At 65.1% G+C, this 10,435-nt stretch carries 6 protein-coding genes; 4 read left to right on the plus strand and 2 right to left on the minus strand.

From position 1 onward, the window contains the following. The first annotated feature begins 691 nt into the window (after positions 1–691). The 4 genes from ACLIYP_RS01470 to ACLIYP_RS01485 all read left to right on the plus strand — a co-directional run bounded on the left by ACLIYP_RS01470 (position 692) and on the right by ACLIYP_RS01485 (position 8,555). A complete protein-coding gene (locus ACLIYP_RS01470) occupies positions 692–2,197 on the plus strand; it encodes a CBS domain-containing protein (RefSeq protein ID WP_412711298.1) in 1,506 nt (501 codons plus the stop codon). Beyond that, the gene (locus tag ACLIYP_RS01475) at positions 2,194–3,009 is read left to right on the plus strand and encodes a hypothetical protein (protein WP_412711299.1); all 816 of its coding nucleotides are present in this window, start codon (positions 2,194–2,196) and stop codon (positions 3,007–3,009) included. The genes ACLIYP_RS01470 and ACLIYP_RS01475 overlap by 4 nt, the downstream gene beginning before the upstream one ends. Positions 3,010–3,036: 27 nt before the next feature. Then, complete coding sequence (locus ACLIYP_RS01480; RefSeq protein WP_412711300.1) at positions 3,037–7,494, plus strand: coiled-coil domain-containing protein; 4,458 nt, start codon at positions 3,037–3,039, stop codon at positions 7,492–7,494. 89 nt (positions 7,495–7,583) lie between these two features. Beyond that, a complete protein-coding gene (locus tag ACLIYP_RS01485; protein ID WP_412711301.1) occupies positions 7,584–8,555 on the plus strand; it encodes a Wadjet anti-phage system protein JetD domain-containing protein in 972 nt (323 codons plus the stop codon). Between the two features lie 93 nt (positions 8,556–8,648). On the opposite strand, the gene ACLIYP_RS01490 is transcribed toward ACLIYP_RS01485, so the two are convergent. Next, on the minus strand, positions 8,649–9,278 hold the full coding sequence (locus ACLIYP_RS01490) for a hypothetical protein (RefSeq protein WP_412711302.1): 630 nt from the start codon (positions 9,276–9,278) through the stop codon (positions 8,649–8,651). Continuing rightward, positions 9,275–10,381 (minus strand): ImmA/IrrE family metallo-endopeptidase, encoded by a 1,107-nt coding sequence (locus tag ACLIYP_RS01495; protein WP_412711303.1) that lies wholly within the window; start codon positions 10,379–10,381, stop codon positions 9,275–9,277. The genes ACLIYP_RS01490 and ACLIYP_RS01495 overlap by 4 nt, the downstream gene beginning before the upstream one ends. Positions 10,382–10,435 lie beyond the last annotated feature (54 nt).

Raw genomic sequence — 10,435 nt, forward strand, 5'->3', positions numbered from 1 at the left:
ATTTCCGCGACTTTCCTCAACCATCGAATGCGAGGCAGGTTCGCTCGCCTAACACACTCAGGGAAATTTCCCACTGACACACTCTTCGAAGGCGACTCAATTCCTTCGGTACCCTTTCTTTCCTGCCGTGAACGAGCCTTCTCCTGAGTGCTGCGATAGGGGCATCGGTGAGTGGGCACCTGCTCTTGCGGGAGGAGAGGGGCAGCACCTTCGGCGCGGAGCTTCTACACCGCGCCGATGCTCGATTCCTAGCCATCTTCGACGCGCCGGGTGATTCTCACGTTCACAGCAGGACTGCACCCCGGGCCGTACACCTCCGGCCACGAGGTGAACTTGGCCGCCAGTCCCGTCATATGCAGCATGCGCCGAGCGAGTCGTACGGCACCCCCGGTCTCGCAAGGGGTTCTTGGTCGGCACCCTGCAGACCCTGGGCGGCTCGGTCGTTGATGATCTCGAGCAGGCGAGAGGCAACCGGGTCGCCAGCATCGCGGCGCGAGGTAGCGCGGATGCCGTTTCCCTGATCACGCCGTCAGCGGATGCAGCAGCCGAAATAAATCGTCCACATGTTCGCCATCGAGGCATTGTCAGTGCCGTGTCCTAGCGTGAATTCCCGGTCGGGCGAATGGTGTTGGGAGGGCTCTCAGTGTTCTTTGGCGAGTCATCTACGGCGTACGAGAGCATCACGTCACGGATGAAGGCGCTGGCTGTGGTACGGCCACTATTGGCGCTCGACGACAGTCCGGCGAAGCGGGAGCGGGGCTGGGAGGGGTACCAACTGGCCGAACTCGCCTTAGCGGCCATCGACTTCGTGACGCTGCGGATAGGGATACGGACGGCAGTTCGACAAGAGGCCGTCGTGGAACAGGTGGCTGAGTCTGCGGCACTCCAGGTTCCCGGGCGGACGGGTACCGAGTATCGGGAAGTCGCGCGCTGGCTGGTGGAGCGGATGATCAACACCGAGAGACACGACCGGTGCTTTCGGCACGAGATCGGCAGTGTGACAGGCGACGGCTTCGTCATCAGGGAGTTTCCGTTCCAGATCCTCAAGGACGTTCCGGACGAAACTGGGCAGGCTGCGCTGACAGTTACTGATGCAGCCATCACAGTGCTCGTCCATGCGGTCGATGTGGATATCGCGTCCGAGCAGATCGCGGCGGAGGCCAAGCTGGCCGCGCTGCTCAAGCGCGCGCGGATCAGTGAGGCGTGGCAGGCCGCCCGCACCGCCCACGTGCAGAGCATCCGGTACGCGAAGGAACTACTCAACCGCATGGAGGAGATGAAACGCAACGTACGGGCCATCGACTGGGAGGCGGATCTCGAGGGCCCACTGGAGGAGGCGCAGGAGCACGTTGAGGAGAGATCACGGGCGGAGACTCAGCTGAAGGCACAGGTGGCGCAGTTGCTCGAGGTCACGGAAGAGGAGCATAAGCGGCAGCAGCTGGAGGCTCTGAATGCGCTGATCGAGGATTGTCTGCAGCGGCACTTGATGCTCATCGACATGCTGCTCAGGGTGGTTCCTGAGTTCCGGCGCCAGCAGGACCGGCAGATCTTCGTACCTCCCGTTGTCCATACACGGGTGCACCTGCGCAGCCAGCTCCTGGAGCCGGCGCTCGAGCTGAGTATCGAGGACAGCGAGCGGCCCCTGGAGGCGTTCGTGCGCGGGGTACTCGGTCCGGTCCGTCCGCGGGTGATGTACCTGCCGGACTACTTCGAGGCCCTCACACGGATGCCGGAACAGGCCGAGGTTGAGCTGGTCGCGGTGGGCACACCGGAGAACTGGGAAGACACGTCCGATCCACCGAGGTTCGACGACGCGCAGCATACATGGGTGGATAAGCTGCTTTCGGCCGTCCCCCGAGAGGGCGTGCGACTGTCTCGGCTGCTCGAGCGTGCCCGCGAGTGGGGCGAGGGCAGAGGGCCTGGTGACGACACTGACCATCTGCTGGCGATGGAGACCGCGCATCGGTTTCGGCATGTCCCCGTCACCGAACTGGTGCGCGGTGAGGAAGCCGTTGTTGTCGTGGATGACGGGACTGAGTTGGACGACCCGGTTTTCGGTGGCAGCGACTTCCTGCTGTTGCCGGCCGTGGGCGAACCGGTCTCCGACAACGTTGATGCGGCCCCCGATACGCAACCCCTCCTTTCGCCAGAGTTTGTTCCCCACGCCACGAATGATGATCTGGAGCCGAGCGCATGACGCAGTACGACGATGTTGCCGCAGCAGCCCGGATAGTGGCTCTGGCTATGACACGTGGCAAGTCCCCAGCTCGCTCCGGAGAGTACGCCCGCCTCGTGCGTCGGTTCGATACGGAGCCGGACTTCGCCCAGCTGGTACGGAAAGTCGCGCAGGGTTTTGACCTCACGGTCCAGGAGGTGCACCCGCAGGCGGGGCTGATCCTGGCAACCACGACCGAGACGGACTTCGCCGTCTCGGTCACTGACCTCATGCCGAATGCGGAGAACCGACCGCTGTACCTGCTCGCCCACCTGGCCATCGCGTCGCGGGCCTTCCCCCGCCCGGAGGACTTGGACGACGACGAGCACGTCGCCCGGGTCTCGGTGCAGAAGGTCGACGAAGACGTTAGGGCCTACGCGACCGTCCTTGAGCGCCGTGCTACAGCCGCCGACGAGGACACCGACCCGCCGGCCAGCAGCCCCGGACTGGAGGGTTTGTGGCGGGCCTACCTGCGCCGCAACCCCACCGGTCGTACGGACAAAGGCAGGACTCCGCGGTCGGCGACCTACGCGCTGGTGAGGAAGGCGTTCACGCATCTCGAGCAGCGCGGATTCGTCCGCGCGACCAGTGAGGAAGAGGGCGGCACGTACGCCACCAACGTCCTGTACAGGCTGCACATCCGTGACCAGGCAGCCCGGGAAATGCTCCAGGAACTGGCGGCCTTGGGCGTGGCGGCCTTGCCGCATCACGATGCGCCACTCCCATCCGAAGCTCCGGAACAGCCTGATGCTACGGACCACGGCATGCTCCCGGACTCCGCCCCAGCCACCTGACGCCATCGCGATGTAAGGACCCCTCCCATGTACGAGTTGAACCGCATCCTGCTGCGCAACTTCGGGCCGCTCGATGCCCGCTACGAAGACGTGAACCTGGACTTCTCTGGCGTGGGCCCCCTGGTTGAGACGGCATCCCTGATGCCGACGCCCGGACACGTCACGCAGCGGCCATCGCCGGCCAGTCTGGTCATGCTCCAGAACGGCGGCGGCAAGGGTGTGCTGCTGACCGGCATCACCTGCACCACGATCCCACTGCGTCACCATGATCCGGAGGAGCTGCGGAGCTTCGTCGTTTCTCCGGCTCAGCCCTCCCATATCGTCCTGGAGTGGGCTGATGCCCGGACTGGCAGGCTCTTGGTCACCGCGCAGATGCTCGCACCTGAAGGCGATGGCAAGCTCAAGCGCCGCTTCTACAGCTTCCACCCAGGTGCCGCCCTGTCCGCGGACGATCTACCTTTCCACCGCGACGGTCACTGGCTGCCGTTCGACCACTACTACAACGAACTGTGCGAACTGCAGGCCACGGCCGAGGCGTTGGAACTACAGATCGTGGACGGACAGGAGAAGTGGGAGAAACATCAGGCAGGTCTGGGTCTCGAACCTGGCCTCTTCGATGTCCAGCGCAAGATGAACGCTACCGAGAGTGGGGCGGCCGAGGCGTTCACCACCTCCAGTGCAGCAGCCTTCGTCCAGTGGCTACTGGAGAAGGCCAACAACGACGACAAGTACACCAGCCTCGGCAGTGCCTTCGAGACCTATGCCGGCGCCCACGACCAGCGCGAGAAACTGGTCAAAGAGCGGGAGTTCGCACTGGCCATGGAGGAGATCTGTGCCCGCGTGGCCGAGCGGTACCAGGAGTACACCGACCAGCAGCGCGAGGCTGGTCAGGCCAAGGGCGACCTCGTCGCCCTTGCCGCAGGGCTGATGCGCCGGCATCAGATCCTCACCGCCACGGCACAGGCCACCACAGGCGCAGTCAATGCCGCATACCGGGCCCATGAAGCGGCCAAGCAAGAACTAGACGTCGCCAATGCACGTGTAGCGCATGTGCGTTGGGCTGCTTGCGGTATCGAGCTGGGCGAATCAGCCGAGGAACAGAAGCGAGTCACCGCGACGACGCAACGGCTGGAAGACCGCCTTGCGGGCTGGCGCAGTGTCCCGGTCGCTGTGCGTCACGCGGCTGCCCAGGAGCGCCACGGCCGCATGCAGCGGGCCCTCTCAGAAGCCGAGAAAACAGCTGCCCCCTATGTACAGGCATGTGATACCGCCGCGGCAGCGCTGCGGGCGGGCTACGCGGCGGCCGAAACGCAGGCACGCGTCGAGGCCGGCAATTTGGAGAAGGAGATCTCCCAGTATCGCAGCAAGATCCAGCAGTGGCGCGAACGAAGCAACTCCCTCCACAGGGATGCCGGTACGGCTGAGGGAGAACAGCGCCAGTTGCGCCGTCAGGTGCAGGACTTCGAAGAGCAGCTGCGCACCGCACGGGAAGAGGGACAGGTGCAGCCCGGCGAAAGCGCCGCAGACACCGCCTCCCGGATGGACTGCGAAGCTGATCACCACGGTCGGCGCTGTGTAGAGGCCAAGGAGGCGCAGAATGAGGCCCGCAGCCGCCGGGCGCAGGCATATCAGCAGCTGCCTGCACTGCAGGAGCGGGCTCTCAATGACCGCCGCGCAGCAGAAGCGGCCGAAGCGGAGACCGACCGGCTCCGCGTCCGCGCCGAGTCCGCGCGCCGCCATCCGGTGACTGCGGAACTGCTTGAACTTGGCCTCGAAGACCTGCAAGACGGCGATGCCCTGACCTGGCTCGCCGACCACTACGCTGCCCTGCAGAACTTGATCGAGCGGAAGATCACTGCTCTGGACGGTGCCCTCAGGCGGACACAGCTCCAGCACAGCGCGAATGAAGAACTCCTCGCCGCCCTGGACACCAGCGACGGCCTCCTGCCCGCCACCAAGGAGGTCCGCTCCCTGTGTGCCGACCTCTGTGCCCAGGGTATCGACGCCGTCCCCGGCTGGCAGTGGCTGCGCGACAACGTGCCCGCGGACGATCACCAGCGCCTCATCAACGACCACCCGGACTTGGTCGGCGGCATCATCGTAGGCGGCGGCTCCGTAGCACTGGATCAGGCGCAGCGCCATCTGGAGCGCACTCGTCCCCTGCCCACGGCGGCCGTCGCGGTAGGAACCGGGGAGCGGATGTTGACGCCGGTGCCCGACACGAGTGGCCGGATGGTGCCCGAGCCGACCCCGGCCCTGCATGACGAACAGGCCGCGGCACTCGAACGAGCCAAGGTCGAGGCACGCCTGGCAGCCTCCGCGCAGGCACTGGGTGAGCTCGAGGAACGTATCAGTCACACCCGCGACCTGGGCGACAAGATCACGTACTGGCTGGACGAGATCGGCTCCGTAAGCGTAGGGGCACGGCTCGAACAGCTCCAGGAGCTCCGGACGGCAGCGCAGGCATCTCAGGCCAGCCTTGAGGTCGCGCGCGCCAGTGCCGAACAGAACGACGACGCCGTCACCGCTGCCGAGGAGGTCTACACACAACAGGAAACGGCTCACCGCGAGGCCGCCGAGGCCGCGCAGGCGATGCGTCGCCTCGCCGAAGCCGAGGCGAAAGCCAGCCAGGCACGCGACCGGATCACCGCGCTCGAGGAAGAAGCTCAGCAGCGTCAGCGCGAACTCGAAGAGCTGGGCGAGAAAGAGGAGACGGCCCACGGCGATATCGCACGCATGACCCAGGCTGTGGAAGCCGCCGTCCAGCAGGCCCAGAGCCATGCCCAGGCGCGGAAGAAGGTCACCGCCACGCCCGAGGCCGAGCAGGCTCAGCACGCCAAGGGAGCGCCCGGCGAAGCGCTCACCGTCCTCCAGCACCGCTATGAGCAGGCACTCGAGGACCTGCGGAGTGTGGACATCGGAGAAGACCAGCGTCAGCGTGCCAAGGAAGCAGAAGAAGCCTTGCGCACCTGCCAGGACGAGTGGGCGCAGGTCCCTGACCGGGTCAAGCCCTTCGCTCAGGAGTACAGCCGTTCTCCCGCTGCCGCGGATGACGTCCAGCGCGATGCCGTGCAGCGCGATCTAAACCAACAGATCAACAGCCTCCAGGACCAGCTACGGCGTCTTCGGGACAAGGAGAGCCGTCTCAAGGAACGACACCGCACGCTCGCCCCCGCGGCACAAGGCATCAGCACTCAAGACGTCGCGCAGTGGACCCCACATTCCATCGAAGAGGCTTGCGACCTGACCGACCGTGCCGAGCACGCCCAGGCGGAGGCGCAGCAGGCCGAACGCGGTGCCGGCGAGGAGTACAACGCGGCCCGTAGGCAGCAGAGCCAGCACACTCGCGAACTTGACGCCTTCGGTCGTGTCCTGGCGCGCTTGGATGCCACGATCGAGCAGCTCGGCATTCAACCCGCGGCGGACCCCTACGAAGGCACAGCCGATGCGGCCGAACCCGCCGTACGGCAAGCCACAGCCCGCTACGAAGACGCCCGGCACAAGCTCACCAACACCGAGCGCCGCGTCGAAGACAGCGTGTCCCTGCTCAAGGACCAGGCCGCCGACGTCCGCTTCGAGCAGCTCGACATCCCCTTGCGTAACCAGATCTCAGCTCTTGACCGGCGGCACATCCCCGCCGTCGCCCGTGAGTGGGCTACGGCGCTGCACCGCGCCGCCGCAGCCCTGACGACCCAACTCGAAGGCATGAGCAAGGCTCGTGAGGCACTTGTGTCCCAGCTCAGCGGATTCGTCACCGAGCTTCTCCAACAAGTTGACCAAGCAAGCCGGTTCTCCGTCTTCCCCGACGGCCCCACGCCCTGGGCAGGGAAGCGCTTCCTCACCATCCGCTACAGGAAGCCCGAGCTCGCCGTGCTCACTGCCCATATGCGCGAAACCATCGACAACCTCGCCGCCAACCCGCGCACCCGCAAACTCAAAGGCACCGAGGTGGTCATGCGCTGCCTGCACGCAGCCGTTCCCCGCTTCACCGCCGAGGTCATGAAACCCAACGCCACCCAACGGATCGAACGCGTGCCCGTCGAGAAGATGGGAAAGATCTTCTCCGGTGGCCAGGAACTGACCGGCGCCATCCTGCTCTACTGCGCTCTCGCCGCTCTGCGCACCTCCCCCGGCCCGCGCAGCCGCACCCGCCACGGCGGACTGCTCCTCCTGGACAACCCCATCGGCCGCGCCAACGCGCCCTACCTCGTCGACATCCAGACGCAGATGGCGGCAGCCCTCGGCATTCAGCTCATCTACACCACCGGTCTGAGCGACGAAGCCGTCACGGCTCGGTTCCCCGCCACCATCCAGTTGCGCAACGACGCCGAGGCCCGCACCGGCCTCTCCCGCATTCGCCTCGACGACCACGTCCGCAACGCCCTCGTCCCCGCCCCTCGGACCGCCCCGGATGTCCACGAGCCCGAAGCGAACGGCTACCTCAGTTCCGCGCGCCTGTACAGCAAGGGGAAAACGAACCGATGACGGTGCCTACCTCCGAGCAACTTCCTCGCCTCTCACCAGGCGCTGTCCGCCTCAGTGCCGCACTGCACGCTCGTGCCGAGAAAGCCACCGTGTCGCGCGCCACCATGATGGAAGCCTTCACCGCAGCCCTCCCCGGCGCCGCCCGTGGGGAGGACTCCCGCACCGCACTGGCCACCCTGCTTGAGGAGCTCTCCGAGGCCGGCATCCTCCGCCTCCCACACGGCCAGAAAGCCAAATGGGACGCAGGCCGCCCGGCTCTGCCCGAACAGATCCGGCTGCCTACGGCCACCCCGCGCAAGCCTGCGCCTATCACTACACGACGCTCCTACCGTCCGGAACTCGACTGGGTCCACACAGCACGCCTCACCTCCGCCCATCATGAAGATCTAGCCCTCATCAACCGATGGTTCCGCGATACCAGCAATTGCCCCGACGTTCGCGCGCCGCTCCCCCTGCGGGAACGCTCGTATGTGATCTTCCAGGACGAAAAGCGCCTTGAGGCCCTCCTCTCCGGTGCGCTCTTCGCCCCCGGCCGCCTCACCCTTGAACAGCTTGGCGCCTATCGCGAACCTCCGCCCCTTGCCTACCGCCTGCTCGGCGACGGAGACACCCTCCTAGTCGCTGAGAACAGCGACACCTACGCCACCCTCCGCGACCTGCTCACCCCGAACCCTGGGCGCGTCAAAGCTGTGGCCTTCGGCTCTGGACGGGCCTTCGAAGCCTCCGTCGAGACCGTCAAAGACATCCCGGGAATCCAGCGGATCCTTTACTACGGCGACCTCGACACGGAAGGTCTTTCCATCCCAGCCCGTTCCTCAGTAACGGCCACCCAGTGCGGACTGCCTCCGGTGGAACCGGCCGTCGCGCTGTACGACCTGCTCCTGAGCCACACCTCCACTCCTGGCCAGCCGGTCTCCGATGAGCGTGCTCACAGGGTTACGACCTGGCTCCCACCCAGACTGGGACAGAGGGCTCATGCTGTCTTGATGTCGGGCCGCCGTATTGCACAGGAGGCTACCAACCGTAACCAGCTATCCGATGACACTACGTGGGTACCTTGAGCCCATCAGGAGACCGTGAGCGCACCGCCGGACCGACGGCATAACCACTGCATCACCAAAGCTTGGAGCTGCCCCATTCCACAGACAGGCGTCTTACGGACCCGAAGGATGAATTTGTTGCGTGGTGTGCGCGGTGGCTTCGTCATCGCTCTGGTCAGGCAGAAGTTCAGTGAGTGACCATGGGAGGACGGTGAGGTCGGCGACGGACCGAGGAAGTCGCGGATAGCGGTTGAACTGGCGCATCTTCTGCATCAGGGCGAAGCCTTCCTCCGCCGTGACGAATCCCGCTTTCACAGCCAACTGCATCATGTCGAGCGTCTCCGCTGTCATGATGCCCTGCCTGATCGCATACTCTAGAGCGGATTTGTCATCTGATAACCACCATGCGCCGGAGAACTGAGGCCAGCGTTGGATGACGTGGCAAGTCTCGGCCTCACCGAGGTGCTGCAGGTGCCGGTCGGCTTGGCCGCCGAACACGGCCGTACGAAGGTGCCATACGTTCGCAAGGTCGTCCGGAGCCGTTACTCGGATTGCTTCGCCAAGCCAGCCCTGTTGTCTCAGGTCGTGAAGAGCGGGCAGCTGTTCAGCCGATTTACGGGCCTCCCGTGACACAGCCGCAGTCCACTTACCGCGGCCGGCCAGGACCGCTCGGAGCAGATCGAGGCGTTCAACGGCAGCGAAGTTACACAGGACGGTGTTGTCCGGGAATAGGAAGTCGCTCATGCTGCACCGCCGTTGTCCTGTTCGGACGCGAACCGGTCTCTGAGTTCATCGACATCAGCGCCGAGCAGTGATGCGTACGGACGCAGGGTCGCCTTACCGGCCTCATAGGCAGCGCGCGTGTCGCGTACAAGGAGGCCGGGGAGCCTTTTCTCCTCCGAGACCGCAACTTGACGGTCAAGTTCTTCCACGCGGTCGGCGAGGGTCGCGGCCTCGCGCACGGTCATGCGCTTGTAGTAGTCGCAGGCGCCGGCGTCGATCACACGCAGCTTGAGTAATCTGTAGGCCAGGGTCGCAGGGCTGACCATGAAGTCGCAGCACAACGCGGCAAATCTTTTCCGAGTCAACCTCACTGCACCGACTGCTTCGCGCAGGGGTTGCTCGGGCAAGAGGAAGGCAGAGGCGAAGGCGTTGGCTCGCTGCTCGCTCGGGTCGAGCTTCTGAGCTCGGCCAAAGATATCGCGATCCAGGTGGACATCCTGATCATCGTCGGCGAGGAGATGCCCAAGTTCGTGCGCGAGAGTGAAGCGCTGACGCGCCGGGTTGGATGCCGTACTCAGGAGGATTAGCTTAGCGCCTTGGCCCATGGCAGCAAGGCCGTCAAAGCCTTCACCCAACGGCTCGACAGCTACATCGGCACCAAAGACCGCTTCAATCAGTTCCGGCAGGCCGCCCTGGGAAACCAACCAGCCTCGGCTCTCCACCGCTCTCCGAGCTGATTTCGCCAGTGCCTCTCCTTGCGCGGCATAGCTATCACCGGAAAACGATTTCGGAGAAACGGGCACCCAAGGTTGCGCATAGCCGAGCTTGTCCAGGTCGGCGCGCCGGGCAACATAGTCCCGGGCAACTGCCAGTGCTTCGGCTGCCTTTCCAGTGGTTGTCCTCGCCGCCACGGCCAACGGCGGCTCGGCTCCGGTGAGCAGCCAGTCCATGGAGACGTGAAATTCATCGGCAATAACCGCGAGATCAACAGCTGAGAAGGATTTTGCGCCGCTGAGGCACTCACTGAGCTGCTCGGCGTCGAGGTCGGCCTGATCGGCGAAATCGTGGGGCCGCAAGCCCGACTGGTCGATCAGGCTTCTCACGCGATCTGAGATGCTGGACACCCGTGGACAGTAGTCCGCCATCTGGCCAGTCCACAAGGAGCATCGTGGGCGACC

Origin of the sequence: Streptomyces nanhaiensis, from assembly GCF_046614825.1 — a bacterium.
GTDB classification, from domain to species: Bacteria; Actinomycetota; Actinomycetes; order Streptomycetales; family Streptomycetaceae; genus Streptomyces; species Streptomyces radiopugnans.